Genomic DNA, 16,586 nt, shown 5'->3' on the forward strand with positions numbered 1-16,586 from the left:
CGCTCAGCCCTTCCTGGACGCGCGGAAGGCGGCGACGGCGTTCACCGCCGAGCGCACAGACGCCTCGATGGCGGCCCAGTCGCCCGACTTGACGGCGTCATCGGTCACCAGTTTGGACCCCATCCCCGCCGCGACGATGCCCGCGCCGAACCATTTGGCGATCGACGCCTCGTCCGGATCGACGCCGCCCGTGGGCATGATCTTGACCCAGGGCATCGGCCCCTTGACCGCCTTGACGAAGTCCGGGCCGCCGACCGACGAGCCGGGGAACAGTTTGACGATGTCGCAGCCCAGTTCGTGCGCCTCGCCGATGTCGGTCACCGACCCGCAGCCGGGGAAATAGGCGACCATGCGACGGTTGCAGACCTTGGCCACGTCGGGGATCAGGCAGGGGCTGACCACGAACCGCGCGCCCCGGTTCAGATAAAGCGAGGCCGTGCCCGCATCGACGACCGAACCGATGCCCAAGACGACGTTGGGGTCGGTCTTGATCAGTTCGCGATTGATCTCGCCGAACAGGTCGCAGGCGAAGTCGCCGCGATTGGTGAACTCGACCACCGGCGCCCCGCCGCGCGCGCAGGCGCGAATGACGTTCAGACTGACCTCGGCGTCGGGATGATAGAAGACCGGGCACACGCCCTGGGTCTGAAGCGCCTGAAGCACGCTGACGCGATCATGGGCCATGGACGGGTTCCTCTGCGATAGGTTCGCGTCCGACCTCCGCTGTCGCGGACGCAAGGTCAAGTCAAACCGCGTTAGCGCGGACGTTCTCTTGACGGCGTGTAGCGAAAGGCGGACCGTCGTTCGATCAATCCCCTCTTGGAGAAGCGGGATGTTCGCCGCCCTCGCCCTTGTCGCCTTTCTGACCGTTCAGGATCCGCCGCCCGCCGCCGACATGGACGGGGCCTGGTCCGTCGATCTTGCGACCGATCCGGCCCAGCCCTATCGCCAGCCCATGAACCTGACGCTCCAGGCCGATGGCGTCGTGACGGGCGACTTCTACAACAGCCGGATCGAGGCGGGCCAATGGAAGCGCCAGCACGGCCGCCTGTGCGTCTCGTTCCGAACGACCGACGGCGCAGGCCCCTATCACACGGCGGCCTGCCTTGCGGGCGATCATGTCGAGGGTCAGACCTGGGCCGAACACCGCAACTTCGTCTTCATCTGGCGCGCCGACCGCCCCTCTTGAAGCCTCGCCGCTCAAGCCCATCTGTCAGCGAGGGGAGTGGGGGATTTCATACGAATTAGACGAATTAGACTCTGTTTTTCACTGCCGGGTCTGATTGACGCTCAGCGTCGATGGGCCAGGTCGGCCAGCCGTGTGACTAGGGCGCTCTCGGCATCGAACAGCGGATCCAGAACCGTGAAATGGTTCAGGCCGGGCAGGGCCTCGAACCGCGTCTCGGCCCCGGCGTCGCCCCAGCGCGCGGCCATGTCGCGGCTCTGATCCACGAAGGCCTCGCTTTCCGCACCACCGACGATGCAGTCCAGAATCGCGCCGACCGGCGCCGGCCAGCGGATCGGCGACAGGGCCTCAGCCTCTGCCGTACTCAGGTCCAGGGCGACATTCAGCGAAGTGGGGATCAGAGGCTCCAGATCGAACACGCCCGAGATGGCGACCGCCGCCGAGGCCCGCCTGTCCGCCAGCAGGCAGGCCGCCATATGCCCGCCTGCCGAATGGCCGCTGACGACGGGCGCCGCGCCGGTGCGGTCGCGAATCAGATCGACCGTCGCCCGCGCCTGATCGACGATCCGGCCCAGCCGCACGCTCGGCGCCAGGTCATAGGTCGGGATGGCGACGCTGACGCCGTGTGCCAGCAGGGGCGGCGCCACGAAGCTGAACCAGCCCGCGTCGAGAGCCTGCCAGTATCCGCCGTGCAGGAAGACCACGACCGGCGCGCCGTCCCCGGCGTCGAACCAGTCGATCCGCTCGCGCTCGCCTGGGCCGTATTTCAGGACCTGGGGCGGGTGAGCGGCGCGGGCGGTCTCCGATCCCGCCTTCCAGCGCGCCATGACGGCAGGGTGGTCGGGGACCAGGGCGCGGTTGTTGTATTGCGCCTCCAGCACGGCGTCTGTGTCTTGCGGCTTACCCGTCACGTCTTCGTCCGCTAGAAGCGCCCTCGAACCAGAGGACTGATCCGCCATGATGACCGCCATCTTCGTCTTCATCAAATGCGAGCTGGGCTACGCCAACGACGTCGCGGCCGACATCGTGGATAATGTCGAGAACGTGTCGGAGGTCTATTCCACCTCGGGTCAGCACGACCTGTTGGCCAAGTTCAACCTGCCGCGCGACGCCGACATCGGCACCTTCGTGACGAAACAGGTCCAGACGCGGCCGCACGTGCGCGACACCTTCACCGTCATCACCTTCTCGCCCTTCCTGCCTTCGAAGATTTAGGGCGCGGCCTTTCGCCTGACCTTGTCCTTGCGGTCCTCGGCCTCGTCGTCGTCGCCGACCTTTTCCTCGACCGTGGCCGACAGGCGCTGGAAGACGCCCAAGCCCACCAGCACCAGCACCGAGGCGATCAGCAGGGCGGTGGGATAGAGCAGCTGCGCCACGTCCTCGCGCGCCGTCTTGAACACGACGACCAGGGCTTCGAGGAACAGGGCGATGACGATGGTCGACAGGAACTTGGTCAGGCTGCGCCGAGCCTCGGCGGCGCTGCGCTTCTCGTTGCCGCGCCGAACCTCGTCCTCGAAGATGTATTTGGCCACGTCGAACACGGCGATGGCGACGATGACATAGCCCAGCACGTCCAGAACCGCGTCTGCGCCGGACTTGTCGGGCGAGCCGATGCCGTGCAGCGCATCCTTCACCCCGAACCCGATCAGGGCCATGGCCGCTAGCAACAGCAGCAGGCTGGCGAAGGCGAACACCGCCCGGGTCAGATAGGTCATGGAAATCCCTCCGCGAGGCCAAAGCAACGCGCCAACCGCCAAGCTGTTGCCTGACGGGCAAAGGGTGACGCTGGCGCCGGGGACGGCTAAACGAAGGGCATAGGGAGACACGACATGACGCGATCCAACGCGCCCGCCTACATGACCGGTTTCGGCAATCATTTCGCGACCGAAGCCGCGCCCGGCGCCCTGCCGGTGGGTCGAAACTCGCCGCAGAAGACGCCGATGGGCCTGTATGCCGAACAGCTGTCCGGCACGGCCTTCACCGCCCCGCGCGCCGAGAACCGGCGCAGCTGGCTCTATCGCCTGCGTCCCTCGGCCCAGCATGGGCCCTACACCCCCTTCGATCAGGGGCTGGTTCGCTCAGGTCCGTTCGACGAGACGCCGCCCAATCCCAACCGGATGCGCTGGGACCCGCTGCCGATGCCGCAGGCTGCGACCGACTGGGTCGAGGGGCTGACGACCTATGGTGGCAACGGCGAACCGGACGGCGGGGCGGGGGCGGGCATTCACCTGTATGTCGCCAACCGGTCGATGACCGACCGGGTCTTCTATGACGCCGACGGCGAACTGCTGATCGTGCCTCAGGAAGGCGCGCATCGCTTCGTCACCGAGCTCGGCGTGATCGAGGCCCAGCCGGGCCATGTCGTCCTGATCCCGCGCGGCGTGCGCTTCCGCGTCGAGGTGGACGGGCCGGTGCGCGGCTATGTCTGTGAGAACTACGGCAGTCCGTTCCGCCTGCCGGATCTCGGCCCTATCGGCTCGAACGGCCTGGCCAATCCGCGCGACTTTGAGACCCCGGTTGCAGCCTTTGAAGACGTGGATCGTCCGACCGAGTGCGTCCAGAAATACGGCGGCCGCCTGTGGGCCACGACCTTCGATCACAGCCCGCTGGACGTCGTCGCCTGGCACGGCAATCTGGCGCCCTGCCGCTATGATACGGCGCGGTTCAACACGATCAACACCGTCAGCTACGACCACCCCGATCCGTCGATCTTCACCGTCCTGACCAGCCCGTCCGAGACGCCCGGCACGGCCAACATCGACTTCGTCATCTTCCCGCCGCGCTGGATGGTGGCCGAGGACACCTTCCGCCCGCCGTGGTTCCATCGCAACGTGATGAGCGAGTTCATGGGGCTGGTAACCGGCGCCTACGACGCCAAGGCCGGCGGATTCGCGCCGGGCGGCGCATCGCTGCACAACCGCATGAGCGGCCATGGCCCCGATCAGGCCAGCTATGACGGCGCGATCAAGGCCGAGCTGAAGCCGCACAAGATCGAAAACACCCTGGCCTTCATGTTCGAGACGCGCATGCCGATCCGCGTCACGAAATGGGCGTCGGAATCACCGCAGATGCAGCTCGACTACGACGACGTCTGGTCAGGCTTCACCAAAGGACAGATCTCATGATCCGTATTTCCCTCATCGCCGCCGTCGCGCTTCTGGCCGCCGCCTGCTCGCCCCAGGCCACGGGAACGGCGTCGGATGCGCCGATGCAGAGCGCCGACGCCGCGTCCTGCGCCACGCGCGGCGGCACGATGAAACAGGTTGGGCGGATGCAGTCCTGGCAGTGCGTCATCTCTTACGCCGACGCCGGCAAGCGCTGCACCGACGGCGATCAGTGCCAGGGCGATTGCCGCATCGAGGGCAACAGCGGCGTGGCGCCGGGGACGGCGGCGACTGGCGTCTGCCAGGCGACCAGCGACCGCTTCGGCTGCAATACGACGGTCGAGGACGGCAAGGCCGGCCCGACCCTGTGCATCGATTGAGGTCGCAGGCACGAAAAAGCCCCCGTCGCGAACGACGGGGGCTGATCCATCCGTAAACGGATTTAGTCGGTCGCCAGACCTTAGTGGGTCGAAGGCGTGTTGGCGGTGGTCATGCCGCCGTCGGCGTTGCCGGCTTGCTGCTCGACCATGTCGGCCTTGCGGTCGGCGTTCTTCTCGACCTGATCGGCCTGGGCGTTCAGGGCGTCGGCCTGAGCGGCGGTCGGAGCAGTCGCGGCTTGCGATTCCAGTTGGTCAGCGCGGGCTTCACCCGTCGCTTCGATGGCGTCGGCTTGCTTTTCAGCGGCCTTGTCGGCGGCGCTTTCACCGCAGGCGGCGACGCCGGCCAGCATGAAGACCGACGCGGCGGCGATGGCGAACTTCTTCATTTGAGTTTCCTCTCCTAGATGGAAACACACAAACGCTACGGTGACGGTTCGGTTCACGCCGCCGTGAGATTTTCGTGATCGCCCGACGCGTCAGCCCTCCGACTGGGCGAAGGCGACCCGCGCAGCGCCCAGCAGTGCGGCGTGTTTGTGCATGATCACCTTGGTCGGAATGTCCTGCATATAGTCCTTGAACCGGCCCTTGCGCTCGAAGCGCTGGCGGAAAGGGCTGGTCTTGATGAAGGGCAGGATGCGCGGAACGATGCCGCCGGCGATATAGACGCCGCCGCGCGCCCCGGTGGTCAGGGCGATGTCGCCGGCGACCGCGCCCAGGATGGCGCAGAAACGGGCCAGGGTCGCGCCGCATGGGCTGTTCGAATCGGCCAGGGCCGTTGCGGTGATCTGAGCCGGATCGTCGATATGGGTCTCGCGCCCGTCGATTTCGGCCAGGGCACGGTGCATGTTCAGCAGGCCCGGCCCGCAGATCAGACGCTCGATCGACACCCGATCATAGCGGCGACGCAGGATGCGCAGGATTTCGTCCTCGACCGGATCGCCGGGGGGGAAGCAGGCGTGTCCGCCCTCGGACGGCATGGCCATTTCCTTGCCGGCCGCATCGCGCACCAGGGCCGAGACGCCGAAGCCGGTGCCGGGGCCGAGCACCGCGACAGTGCAGTGCGGATCGCCGTCGACCGGCCCGCCCAGGCTCTCCAGCTGGTCTTCCGGCACGATCGGCGCGCCCCAGGCCAGGGCCTCGAAGTCGTTGATCAGCTTGACCGGCTTCAGGCCCAGGGTCTGAAGCTCCGCCTCCGACACCTGCCAGGGCGAGTTGGTCAGGTCGATGGCGCCGTCCGTGACCGGGCCGGCGACGGCGATCACGCCGCCCGTCGGCTTGACCTCGCAGCCGTCGATGAAGGCGGCGACGCCTTCCAGGAAGGTCGGATAGGTCTCGGCCGGGAAGCTCTCGTGGTGGTCCAGCACGGGCTTGCCGTCCACCATGCGGGCCACGGCGAAACGGGCGTTCGTGCCGCCGACATCGCCGACGAGAAGGGTCTTGTCATTCATTGGGGCGTTTCCTGCGCTCGGTTCGGTGGATCAGGCGTCCACGGTCCGATCGACGAAGTTGGGATTGGGCGGGGTGTCGTCGTTGCCGCGCGAGCCGGTCGGCAGGGCGAAACAGACCGTCGCTCCCTGCTCGGCCGTCGTGACCACATGGCGGAAGGCGCCGAACAGCTCACGGCCATAGCCCCAGGACGAACCTTCGGCGTTGACGGCGGACCGGGCGGCGGGCGGACGAGCGGTCAGGTCGGAAACGCCGACGGTGGTCAGGACCCCGGCCTCGGCGTCCAGGCGGATGATGTCGCCGTCCTGAACATGGGCCAGCGGACCGCCGGCCAGGGCCTCGGGCGAAACGTGGATGGCGGCGGGCGTCTTGCCGCTGGCGCCCGACATGCGGCCGTCGGTGACGAAGGCGACCTTGAACCCCTTGTCCTGAATGACCGACAGGGCCGGCGACAGGCTGTGCAGTTCGGGCATGCCGTTCGCCTTCGGCCCCTGGAAGCGCAGGACCACGACCACGTCGCGGAACAGCTTGCCATCCCGGAAGGCCTGGAGTGCGTCTTCCTGAGTTTCGAACACGGCGGCGGGCGCCTCGACGATGCGGTTCTCGGGTTTGACCGCCGAGATCTTGATGACCGCACGACCCAGGTCGCCCTGAACCAGACGCAAGCCCCCCTCCTTGTCGAAGGGATTGGAGGCCGGGCGCAGGATGTCGAGATCGAGGCTTTCCTGAACCCCGTCGCGCCAGACCAGTTCGCCGTCCACCATCGACGGTTCCTGGAAATAGGCCTCGATGCCCTGACCCATGATGGTGGTCACGTCGCTGTGGATGTTGCCGGCCATCGCCAGCTCACGCGCGATGAAGGCGACGCCGCCGGCGGCCTGGAAGGCGTTCACGTCCGCCGAGCCGTTCGGATAGACCCGCGCCAGCAGCGGCGTGACCGACGACAGCTCATCCATGTCGGTCCAATCGATCAGCACGCCCGCCGCCCGCGCCATGGCGACCAGGTGGATGGCGTGATTGGTCGAGCCGCCGGTGGCCAGCAGGGCGACGATCATGTTGACGATGGACTTCTCGTCGATGACGTCGGCCATACGGCACTCGCCGCTGCGGGCCAGTTCGACCGCCCGTTTCGCCGCCGCCGCCGTCAGGGCGTCGCGCAGGCCGGTGTCGGGATGGACGAAGGCGGTGGAGGGCATGTGCAGTCCGCCCAGCTCCATCATCATCTGGTTGGAGTTGGCCGTGCCATAGAAGGTGCAGGTGCCGGGCGAGTGATAGCTGCCGATCTCGCTTTCCAGCAGGGTCTGACGATCCACCTTGTTCTGCGCATATTCCGCCCGGACGCGGGCCTTCTCCGCGTTCGGAATGCCCGACGGCATCGGGCCTGCGGGTGCGAAGACGACGGGCAGATGGCCGAAGGCCAGGGCGCCCATGAACAGGCCCGGAACGATCTTGTCGCACACGCCCAGCATAAGGCCGGCGTCGAAGGCGTCGTGCGTCAGGGCGATGCCCGCCGACATGGCGATCAGGTCGCGGCTGAATAGCGACAACTCCATGCCCGGACGACCCTGGGTGACGCCATCGCACATGGCGGGGGTGCCGCCGGCGACCTGGGCCGTGGCGCCGACCTCTCGTACGGCCTTGCGCACCACGTCGGGAAAGCGTTCGAACGGCTGGTGGGCCGACAGCATGTCGTTATAGGCGGTGACGATGCCCAGGTTGGGCTTGGACCCGTCCATCGCCGTCAGCTTGTCGGCGATGGTCTGGCCCGCGAAGGCGTGAGCCCAGTTGGCGCAAGACAGTTTGGCGCGTCCGGCACCGCTGTCGCGTGCGGCGTCCATGCGACGGATGTAGTCGGCGCGGGTCTCGCGGCTTTTTTCGATGATGCGGGCGGTGACGGCCGCCACGGTGGGATGAAGCGCCATTTCAGCCTTCCTCCGTCCACAGAACTTCAAGGGGAACGCCAGCGGCGATCAGGGCGGCGATGGGCTGGATCTTGGGATCGCCCTGGGCCTGTTCTTCGAAGACCCGACGCTTGGCGGCGCCCTTCAGGCCCAGGATCACGCGCCCGGCAGACATCAGATAGGGCAGATTGATCGACAGCCGTTCGATCGTCGGCGCCATGCCGTCGCGTCCATGCGGCACGCCCAGCACCGTAGGCTTCAGCGTCGGCGTCAGCAGGGTCTTCAGCGTCGGGCTTTCGGGGAACATGGAGCAGATATGGCCGTCCTCGCCCATGCCCAGCAGCACCGCATCGAACCGCCCGCCCGCATCGCCCAGTGCCTTGGCCGCCACGATGGCCGCGCGGTCCACGGTGACCTCGGGCGTATAGAGCGGGATGAAGCGGGCCGTCGCCGCCTTGTCCTGAAGCAGCACGTCGCGGATCAGCCGGGCGTTCGACTCCGGCGAGGTCTCGGGCACATACCGCTCGTCCACCAGGGTCACGGCGATTTTGGACCAGTCCAGATCGGTCGCCGCCAGGCGGCGATAGACGGGCGCGGGCGTCGAGCCGCCCGGACCGGCGAACAGGGCCTGGCCGTGATCACGCACGGCCGCGTCCAAGGTCTCGGCCAGGCGCGCGGCGATGGCTTCGGCCCAGGTCTCGACGGAGGCGAAGGCTTCGATGGCGGGGGTCTCAGACATCGGTCGTGTTCCAGTCGCGGCCGGTGCGGGCCATCAGCATGTCGGCGCTGTCGGGGCCCCAGGTTCCGGCGACGTAGTCGTCGGGCTTCAGGCCGGATTCGGCCCAGGCCTCGGACACCTCGTCCACCCATTTCCAAGCCTGCTCGGCCTCGTCGCGGCGCACGAACAGGGTCGAATCGCCGGCCATCGCGTCCAGCAGCAGGCGCTCATAGGCGATGCGGCGACGCGGCGGGGCGGCGGACTTGCCGTCCACACCCCAAGACAGGCTCATCTTGATCGGCTGCAACTGCATGCGCTGATCCAGGCCGGGTCGCTTGTTCATCACCGTCAGAGAGATGTCTTCTTCGGGCTGAAGCTCAATGATCATCCGGTTGGCCTGAACCTCGCCGCGATCGTCGCGGTCGAAGATCGAGTGGGGCACCGGCTTGAACTGGATGACGATCTCGGTGCGCTTCTCGGGCAGGCGCTTGCCGGTCCGCATGAAGAAGGGCACGCCTGCCCAGCGCCAGTTGTCGATGTCGGCCCGAACGGCGACGAAGGTTTCGGTGTCCGACGGCTGGCCGCGCTCCTCGTCATAGCCCTTGGCCGGCTTGCCCTCCGAGACGCCCGCCACATACTGACCCCGCACGGTGACGCGCTCGGCTTCGTCAGGCGTGATCGGCCGTAGGGAGCGCAGCACCTTGACCTTCTCGTTGCGCACCGAATCCGGGTCCAGGTCGCTGGGCGGCTCCATCGCCACCAGACACAGCAGCTGCAGCATGTGGTTCTGCAGCATGTCGCGCAGGGCGCCGTATTCGTCATAGTAGGGCCAGCGATCGCCGACCCCCACCGTCTCGCCGATCGTGATCTGCACGTGGTCGATGGACAGGTTGTTCCACAGCGGCTCGAAGATCGTGTTGCCGAACCGCAGGGCGATCAGGTTCTGGACGGTCTCCTTGCCCAGATAGTGGTCGATGCGGAACACCTGGTTCTCGCTGAAGGCGTGAGCCACGGCGTCGTCGATTTCGAGGAAGGACTTCAGGTCGCGCCCAACCGGCTTTTCCAGCACGATGCGGCAGTTCTTTTCGGCAAGGCCCGCCGCCTTCATCGCCGTGACGATGCGGGCATAAAGCGAGGGGGACACGGCCAGGAAGGAGGTGACCTCGCCGTCGCCGACCTTGTCCTTCAGCGGCTTGAGACTTTCGGGCGAGGTGGCGTCGACTGCCAGATAGTCCAGGCGGGCCTTCATCCGCGACCAACTGGCTTCGTCCCAGACCTTGTCGGCTTCGGCGCGGGCCTTCACCGCCTCGTGCACCTTGGCGATATAGTCGTCGGCGCTCTCTTCGGAACGCGCAGCGCCGATGATCTTCAGCCCTTCAGGCAGAAGGCCGTCGTGTTCGAGGAAGTATAGCGACGGCAGCAGCATGCGCATCGCCAGATCGCCGCCGCCGCCAAATAGAATGAGAGCCGCCATGTCTTGTCCCTCGATGATCCCATTTGTCGGGACGCACGCCTTTACGGTCTAGCCGCTGTCTTTGGCCGCTTCCGCTCGCGAGGCCAACACGTCCAGCACGTCCTGAAACACCATGTTACGGGCATGGAGAAGAACGAGCAGGTGATAGATCAAATCCGCAGCCTCGCTGGCGAGTTCCTCGTCCGGACCGGCGACGCCGGCCAGCGCGGTCTCCACGCCCTCCTCGCCGACCTTCTGGGCGATGCGTTTGGGCCCCTGTGCGATCAGTCGGGCGGTCCAGCTTTCGGACGGATCGGCGGCGGCCCGTTCGGCGATGGTCCGTTCCAGCCGGGCGATGCGACCCAGACCCGGCGCGTCGGCCTCGCCGAAACAGCTCGTCCGGTTCAGGTGGCAGGCGTTTCCGACCGGCCTGACGCTCAGCACGATGGCGTCGCCGTCGCAGTCGGCCGTGATAGAAACGACGTGAAGCCGGTCGCCCGAGGTCTCGCCCTTCCTCCACCGCCCTCCGCGCGAGCGCGAGAAGAAGGTGGCCTCGCCGGATGCGATCGTCTCGTCCAGCGCCGCGCGATCCATATAGGCCAGGGTCAGGACCTGCAGCGTCGCGGCGTCCTGAACCACTACGGGAACCAGGCCGTCGCCCTTGGCGAAGTCGATGGTGTTCGGGTCTATCACAGTCTCATCTCCAGGCCTTGGTCGGCCAGGTATTGTTTCAGGTCCGGAATTGCGATGGCGCCGGTGTGGAAGACGCTGGCGGCCAGGGCGCCGGAGACGTCGGCCTGCTCGAACGCAGCCTTGAAATGCTCGGGTGCGCCAGCGCCGCCCGAGGCGATCAAGGGAATGGTCAGGCGTGCCCGTGCGGCGGACAGTTGCTCGATGTCATAGCCGCGCCGAACCCCGTCCTGATCGATGCAGTTCAGCACGATCTCTCCGGCGCCCAGGCTCTGCGCCTCATCCAGCCAGTCCAGTGTGCGTTTGCCGGCATGACGGCGTGCATCGGGGTCGCCGGTATATTTGTGCACCACCCAGTCGCCGTCCTCGAACCGGCTGTCGACGCCGACGACGACGCATTGGCTGCCCAGCCGCGCCGCCATGTCGGCGATCAGTTCGGGCCGTTCCAGAGCCGGGGAGTTGATCGAGACCTTGTCCGCCCCGTGGTCCAGACAGCGCGCCGCCTGCTCCACGGTGCGAATGCCGCCGGCCACGCAGAAAGGAATGTCCAGCAGTCGGGCGATGTCCTTGATCCAGCCGTAGTCCAGCGTCCGCCCCTCGGGGCTGGCGGTGATGTCGTAGAAGACCAGTTCATCGGCGCCCGCATCGCGATACCGAGCGGCCAGCTCGGCGGCATCGCCCATGTCGGTATGACCGACGAACTTGACGCCCTTGACCACCCGGCCGTCCTTCACGTCCAGGCAGGGAATGATCCGCCGGGCGGTCATATCGGACGGGCCGCCGCGATCGCCTCGGGCAGGGTGAAGCAGTTCTCGTACAGCGCGCGCCCGACGATAGCCCCATGACAGCCCAGCGCCTTGACCGCGGCGATATCGTCCAGCGAGGAGACGCCGCCCGAGGCCTGCAACACCAGATCCGGCCGACGGCTGCGGATCTCGGCCAGCAGCTCCAGGTTCGGGCCAGTCAGGGCGCCGTCGCGACCGACATCGGTCACCAGCAGGTGTTTGGCCGTCCCCTTGGGATACCGATCCAGCGCCTCCCAAAGCGTCATGCCCGAGGACTGGGTCCAGCCCTTCAAAGCGGGGACCGGCACGCCGTCCTCGATCTTGACGTCCAGGGCCAGGGTGATGCGCTCGACGCCGAAGGTCTCCAACCAGGTCGCCACCGCCTCGGGCTGGGTCACCGCCAGCGATCCGACCACGACGCGCGATACGCCGGCGTCCAGCAGCTTTTTCACATCGTTGGCGCTGCGCACGCCGCCGCCCGACTGAACCTTGACGTCGATGGCCTGGGTCAGTTCGCCGATCAGGGCGTGCTGGCGCGCCTCGCCCGCCTCGGCCCCGTCCAGATCGACAATGTGAATCCACTCCGCGCCCTCGGCCGCAAAGGTCGTCAGACGGGCGGCCGGCTGCTGGTCGTAATGTGTCACCTGGGCGAAGTCGCCGTGCATCAGGCGCACGCAGACGCCGTCCTTCAGGTCGATGGCGGGGTAGATCAGCATGGCAGGCCCAGGAAGTTCTTGAGGATGGTCGCCCCGGCCTCGGCCGAGCGTTCGGGGTGGAACTGGCAGCCCCAGCGGTTGGCGGATCGAGCCACAGCCGGAACGACGCCGCCATAGTCGGCGCGCGCCAGGGTCGCCGGTCCGTCGGGACAGACGAAGCCATGGACGAAATAGGCATAGGCGCCGTCGGCGACGCCCTCCAGCAAGGGGTCGTCGCGGTCGCGCGTCAACCGGCTCCAGCCCATGTGCGGCACCGGCAGATCGCCCGCTGGCTTCAGCCGGGTCACCGCACCCGGAATGAGGCCCAGCAGATCGACGCCGTCGCCCTCGTCGCTCGATCCGAACAGCAGTTGCTGACCCAAGCACACACCCAGCAGCGGGCGCGGGAAGGCGCGGATCGGCGCGATCAGACCCAGGTCCGACAGGCGCTTCATGGCGTATCCGGCCGCGCCTACGCCAGGCAGGATGACCCGTTCAGCCTCGGCGATCACGGTCGGATCGTCGGTCAGGCGCACGGTCGCGCCGAGCCGCTCCAGCGCGAACTGGACCGAGGCGACATTGCCGGCGCCGTAGGCGATGACGGCGACCTCGGTCACAGAACCCCCTTGGTCGACGGCACGGCGTCGCCTTCGACCCGGATGGCCTGGCGCAGGGCGCGGCCGAAGGCCTTGTAGACGGCTTCGGTCTTGTGGTGGTCGTCCTGGCCCGTGACCTTGATGTGCACGGCCGCGCCCATGGCCTCGGCCAGCGACCGAAAGACGTGGGCGGTCAGGTCGGTGCGGTAGTCGCCGATGAAGGGCGTCTCGAACGCACCCTCGAACAGCGGATAGGGACGACCCGACAGGTCGATCGAGACGGTTGCATTCGCCTCGTCCATCGGCAGGACGAAGCCGTAGCGGGCGATGCCCTTGCGCTCGCCCAACGCCTGTTTCAGCGCTTGGCCAAGAGCGATGGCGCTGTCCTCGATCGTGTGGTGCGGATCGGTGTGCAGGTCGCCCTCGCATTGCAGACGCAGCGAGAAGCCGCCGTGGGCCGCGATCTGCTCCAGCATGTGATCGAAGAAGCCGACGCCGGTTTCGATCTTCACCGGGCCGGGCGCATCCAGATCGACCGCGCAGACGATGCGGGTTTCCTTGGTGTCGCGCACGGCCTGACCGATGCGGGCCGGGCGGCGCTTGGCGGGCGTCAGACCGAAGGCGGCGAGCAGCCGGTCGTTGACCTCAAACTTGATCGAGATCGGCAGGCGCAGACGCTCGCCGGACAGATCGGCCTCGACGCCGTAAGCCTTCAGACCGGCCAGGGCGGCGGCGGGCTCTTCGGGCCGCGCCATGATGATGGGACCGACGCCCGGTTCGACCGGCATCTGGCGGCCCAGTTCGCGAACGACCCGTTCTCGCTCGCGCCGGACCGAGGCGATCCGCTCGGCGGTCTCGATCATCCGCGACGGATCGAGCGCCTGCATCGCCAGCCGAACCAGCGGTTCGGGCAGGGCGTATGGTTCCAGCACCGACGCCAGACGCGCCAGGGTCGGGGCCTGCGCGATCGCCGCGCCGACGCGAGCGCCGGCCAACCCATAGGCCAGGGACAGGCTGCGCAGCACGACGAGGTTCGGCTGATCGGCGACGACGGTCACGGCCGAGACGCTGTCGGAGAACTCGATCAGTCCTTCGTCCACCACCAGCAGGGCGGGGGCGACGCGGGCGGCCATTTCGCCGACGGCTTCGGGCGAGCCCAAGGCGCGGATCACGATGACGCCAGGTTCGCCCTTGGCCGGATAGATGGCGGCGAGACTGTCATAGGGTTCGGCCTTCGGAGCCTCGACCGATCCCCCGTCGCGCGCGGCGAGGCGCCAGGCCAGTTCCAGCCCGTGGGTCAGGCCGCGCACCGGCAGCACCTGTTCGGCAGGCACGCCATAGACGGCGGCCATCCGAGCGGCGAGGGCGGAGGCGTCGCCGGGATAGCGATCCAGACCTTCGCCGCCGGAAACCAGCGGCGGATAGGGAGCGGGCAGGGTCATCCTTCGGCCCTCAGATCGGCGGCGCGGGCGTGGGCTTCCAGGCCCTCCATCCGGGCCAGGCGGGCGGCGATGGGCGCCAGCTGACGTGCGCCGGCCTCGGTCACCAGCTGGACCGACATGGTGGTCATGAAGCTGGCGGTGGTGACGCCGCCCAGGGTGCGGGCGCCGCCATCGGTCGGCAGGACGTGGCTGGGACCGGCGGCATAATCCCCCAGCGTCTCGGCGGCGAACCGGCCGACGAAGACGGCCCCGGCGGCCTTGATCGAATCGACCAGCGCCTCGGGATCGTCGATCTGGATCGCCAAGTGTTCGGGGCCATAGAGGTTGGCGACTTCTGCGGCGGCGTCGAGGTCGCGGACCAAGATGGCGCGGGCCTCGTTCAGAGAGGCGCGGGCGATGGCTTCGCGGGGCAGGGTTGCGACCTGAACCTCGACCTCGCTCAGGATGTAGTCGATGGTGGCGCGGCTGGTGGAGACCAGCAGAACCTGTGCATCCGCATCGTGCTCGGCCTGGCTGAGCAGGTCGGCGGCGGCGATCTCGGGCGCGGCGTCGCGATCGACGATGACCATCAACTCCGACGGGCCGGCGGGCATATCCGCGGCGGGGCCGCCGGGCAAGGCGGAGGCCTGTTTCTTGGCCTCGGCCACATAGGCGTTGCCGGGTCCGAACAGCTTATCGCAGGCCGGGATGACCCCGTCCTCAAGTTCGACGCCGAAGGTCAGGGCGGCGATGGCCTGGGCCCCGCCCATCAGCCAGATGGCGTCCAGCTCCGCCTCTGCGGCGGCCAGGATCATGGCGGGGTGGATGCCGCCGTCCTTGTTCGGCGGCGTCACGGCGACGCGCTGGCCCACGCCCGCGACGCCGGCCGGAATGGCCAACATCAGCAGCGACGAAAACAGCGGCGCGGTGCCGCCGGGAATATAGAGGCCGGCCGAGGCGATGGGACGCCAGGCCAGTTTGGACCACACGCCCGGCGTCGTCTCAACAAAGGGGGTGTCCTCGGGCCGGGTCGCTTGGTGGAAGACGCGCACATTGTCGGCCGCCATGCGCAGGGCGCGCACGTCGCCGGGCGGCAGGGCGTTGCGCGCCTCGGCGACGGCCTCGGGCGTGATGGCGATGCGACGGGGCGGGGCCTTGTCCAGCTTCAGGCACCAGTCGGTCACGGCCGCGCTGCCGCGCTGGCGCACGTCGTCCAGGATGGTGCGCACGACCTCGGTCACGTCGCCGGCGGTGCGTTGGGCGGGGCGGGCCAGGGCGGCCGTCTTGCCGGCCGCGTCGAGGGAAGACCAGTCGATGCGTTTCATCACATCATCTTCTCGATCGGCAGGACCAGAATGGCCGAGGCGCCGGCGGCCTTCAGCTTCTCGAGCGTCTCCCAGAAGACGGCCTCCTGGCAAACGGCGTGGACGGCGACCGCATCGTCGCGACCCATCAGGGGCATGACAGTGGGCGAGCCGGCGCCGGGCAGGATGGCGGTGATCTCGTCCAGGGCCGAGCGCGGGGCGTTCAGCATGACGTATTTGGCGCCTTGCGAGGACACCACGCCTGCCATCCGCTCGATGACGCTGTCCAACAGCTGCTGCAAGGCGGGCTCGGGCGCCACGGGCGACTGAATCAGCACGGCCTGGCTTTCCAGAACCGTATCCTTGGCGCCCAGCCCGTTGGCCTCCAGCGTCGCGCCGGTCGAAACCAGGTCGCAGATGGCGGCGGCCAGTTTCAGCCGGGGCGCGACCTCGACGGCCCCGCGCATCACGACGATGTCGGCCTTGACCCCGCGTTCGTCGAGGAAGCGGCGCAGGATCTTGGGATAGGAGGTGGCGATGCGCAGACCGTCCAGCGAGGCCGGGCCGTCGTAGGACAGGGTCGGAGGCGTGGCGATCTTGAGCGTGCAGCGACCGAAGCCCAGCGGCATGACGATCGAGGCGTTCGGCCCGCCGTTGCGGCCCTCCTCCAGCACATTCTCGCCGACGATGCCCAGATCGCACACGCCGTCCGCCACGAAGGTGGGGATGTCGTCGTCGCGGACGCGCAGCAGGTCGATCGGATAGTTCTCGACCCGGTACAGCAGGTCGTTGTGACCCTTGACCCATTTCAGGCCCGCGTCGCGGATCAGGTCGAGGCTGCGGTCGGCCAGACGGCCGGATTTCTGGACGGCGATGCGAAGCCGCCCCTGCACGGTGCTCATGTTCG

Annotated in this window: 19 protein-coding genes; 4 read left to right on the top strand and 15 right to left on the bottom strand. The window is 67.8% G+C overall.

The genetic code is table 11. The features are described 5' to 3' along the window. Positions 1-3 precede the first annotated feature (3 nt). Positions 4-684 carry a bifunctional 4-hydroxy-2-oxoglutarate aldolase/2-dehydro-3-deoxy-phosphogluconate aldolase gene (locus KAK88_RS04125; protein WP_174086550.1) on the bottom strand — a complete coding sequence of 227 codons (681 nt, stop codon included), beginning with the start codon at positions 682-684 and terminating at the stop codon, positions 4-6. A 148-nt stretch (positions 685-832) separates the two neighbouring features. On the opposite strand from KAK88_RS04125, the gene KAK88_RS04130 reads away from it, so the two are divergent. After that, positions 833-1,189: a hypothetical protein gene (locus KAK88_RS04130; RefSeq protein ID WP_242077983.1), complete on the top strand. Its 357-nt coding sequence runs from the start codon at positions 833-835 to the stop codon at positions 1,187-1,189. 101 nt (positions 1,190-1,290) lie between these two features. Here the strand turns inward: KAK88_RS04130 and KAK88_RS04135 are convergent, their stop codons facing one another. Further along, the gene (locus tag KAK88_RS04135) at positions 1,291-2,157 is read right to left on the bottom strand and encodes an alpha/beta hydrolase (protein ID WP_242077984.1); all 867 of its coding nucleotides are present in this window, start codon (positions 2,155-2,157) and stop codon (positions 1,291-1,293) included. Here KAK88_RS04135 and KAK88_RS04140 point away from each other — a divergent pair. After that, positions 2,144-2,401: an Lrp/AsnC ligand binding domain-containing protein gene (locus tag KAK88_RS04140; RefSeq protein WP_242077985.1), complete on the top strand. Its 258-nt coding sequence runs from the start codon at positions 2,144-2,146 to the stop codon at positions 2,399-2,401. The genes KAK88_RS04135 and KAK88_RS04140 overlap by 14 nt on opposite strands. Here KAK88_RS04140 and KAK88_RS04145 read toward each other — a convergent pair. Continuing rightward, positions 2,398-2,901: a hypothetical protein gene (locus KAK88_RS04145; protein ID WP_045811869.1), complete on the bottom strand. Its 504-nt coding sequence runs from the start codon at positions 2,899-2,901 to the stop codon at positions 2,398-2,400. The two genes, KAK88_RS04140 and KAK88_RS04145, sit on opposite strands and share 4 nt — an antisense overlap. A 114-nt stretch (positions 2,902-3,015) precedes the next feature. On the opposite strand from KAK88_RS04145, the gene hmgA reads away from it, so the two are divergent. Both hmgA and KAK88_RS04155 read left to right on the top strand, forming a co-directional pair. Next, on the top strand, positions 3,016-4,311 hold the full coding sequence (gene hmgA / locus KAK88_RS04150) for a homogentisate 1,2-dioxygenase (RefSeq protein ID WP_242077986.1): 1,296 nt from the start codon (positions 3,016-3,018) through the stop codon (positions 4,309-4,311). Further along, positions 4,308-4,670: a hypothetical protein gene (locus KAK88_RS04155; protein ID WP_242077987.1), complete on the top strand. Its 363-nt coding sequence runs from the start codon at positions 4,308-4,310 to the stop codon at positions 4,668-4,670. The genes hmgA and KAK88_RS04155 overlap by 4 nt, the downstream gene beginning before the upstream one ends. Before the next feature lie 80 nt (positions 4,671-4,750). Here the strand turns inward: KAK88_RS04155 and KAK88_RS04160 are convergent, their stop codons facing one another. From KAK88_RS04160 to hisG, 12 genes are all read right to left on the bottom strand, one after another. Next, positions 4,751-5,056 carry a hypothetical protein gene (locus KAK88_RS04160; protein ID WP_039244192.1) on the bottom strand — a complete coding sequence of 102 codons (306 nt, stop codon included), beginning with the start codon at positions 5,054-5,056 and terminating at the stop codon, positions 4,751-4,753. Positions 5,057-5,146: 90 nt separating this feature from the next. Beyond that, a complete protein-coding gene (gene glk, locus KAK88_RS04165; RefSeq protein ID WP_242077988.1) occupies positions 5,147-6,118 on the bottom strand; it encodes a glucokinase in 972 nt (323 codons plus the stop codon). Between the two features lie 30 nt (positions 6,119-6,148). Then, complete coding sequence (edd, locus tag KAK88_RS04170; protein WP_242077989.1) at positions 6,149-8,038, bottom strand: phosphogluconate dehydratase; 1,890 nt, start codon at positions 8,036-8,038, stop codon at positions 6,149-6,151. A gap of 1 nt (position 8,039) precedes the next feature. Next, the gene (gene pgl / locus KAK88_RS04175; protein WP_242077990.1) at positions 8,040-8,756 is read right to left on the bottom strand and encodes a 6-phosphogluconolactonase; all 717 of its coding nucleotides are present in this window, start codon (positions 8,754-8,756) and stop codon (positions 8,040-8,042) included. Then, positions 8,749-10,209 carry a glucose-6-phosphate dehydrogenase gene (gene zwf, locus KAK88_RS04180; RefSeq protein ID WP_039244196.1) on the bottom strand — a complete coding sequence of 487 codons (1,461 nt, stop codon included), beginning with the start codon at positions 10,207-10,209 and terminating at the stop codon, positions 8,749-8,751. Before zwf ends, pgl begins: the two co-directional genes overlap by 8 nt. A 48-nt stretch (positions 10,210-10,257) precedes the next feature. Beyond that, the gene (hisIE, locus tag KAK88_RS04185; protein WP_242077991.1) at positions 10,258-10,881 is read right to left on the bottom strand and encodes a bifunctional phosphoribosyl-AMP cyclohydrolase/phosphoribosyl-ATP diphosphatase HisIE; all 624 of its coding nucleotides are present in this window, start codon (positions 10,879-10,881) and stop codon (positions 10,258-10,260) included. Beyond that, entirely contained in the window at positions 10,878-11,645 is a 768-nt protein-coding gene (hisF, locus tag KAK88_RS04190; RefSeq protein ID WP_242077992.1) for an imidazole glycerol phosphate synthase subunit HisF, read from the bottom strand. The genes hisIE and hisF overlap by 4 nt, the downstream gene beginning before the upstream one ends. Then, positions 11,642-12,379, bottom strand: a complete 738-nt coding sequence (hisA, locus tag KAK88_RS04195) for a 1-(5-phosphoribosyl)-5-[(5-phosphoribosylamino)methylideneamino]imidazole-4-carboxamide isomerase (RefSeq protein WP_242077993.1) — start codon at positions 12,377-12,379, stop codon at positions 11,642-11,644. The genes hisF and hisA overlap by 4 nt, the downstream gene beginning before the upstream one ends. Next, complete coding sequence (hisH, locus tag KAK88_RS04200) at positions 12,373-12,975, bottom strand: imidazole glycerol phosphate synthase subunit HisH (protein ID WP_242077994.1); 603 nt, start codon at positions 12,973-12,975, stop codon at positions 12,373-12,375. The genes hisA and hisH overlap by 7 nt, the downstream gene beginning before the upstream one ends. Then, on the bottom strand, positions 12,972-14,396 hold the full coding sequence (hisB, locus tag KAK88_RS04205; protein ID WP_242077995.1) for an imidazoleglycerol-phosphate dehydratase HisB: 1,425 nt from the start codon (positions 14,394-14,396) through the stop codon (positions 12,972-12,974). Before hisB ends, hisH begins: the two co-directional genes overlap by 4 nt. Next, complete coding sequence (gene hisD / locus KAK88_RS04210) at positions 14,393-15,700, bottom strand: histidinol dehydrogenase (RefSeq protein ID WP_242077996.1); 1,308 nt, start codon at positions 15,698-15,700, stop codon at positions 14,393-14,395. The genes hisB and hisD overlap by 4 nt, the downstream gene beginning before the upstream one ends. Next, on the bottom strand, positions 15,700-16,581 hold the full coding sequence (gene hisG, locus KAK88_RS04215) for an ATP phosphoribosyltransferase (protein WP_242077997.1): 882 nt from the start codon (positions 16,579-16,581) through the stop codon (positions 15,700-15,702). The genes hisD and hisG overlap by 1 nt, the downstream gene beginning before the upstream one ends. Positions 16,582-16,586: the final 5 nt, after the last annotated feature.

The organism is Brevundimonas diminuta (genome assembly GCF_022654015.1).
GTDB classification, from domain to species: Bacteria; Pseudomonadota; Alphaproteobacteria; order Caulobacterales; family Caulobacteraceae; genus Brevundimonas; species Brevundimonas diminuta_C.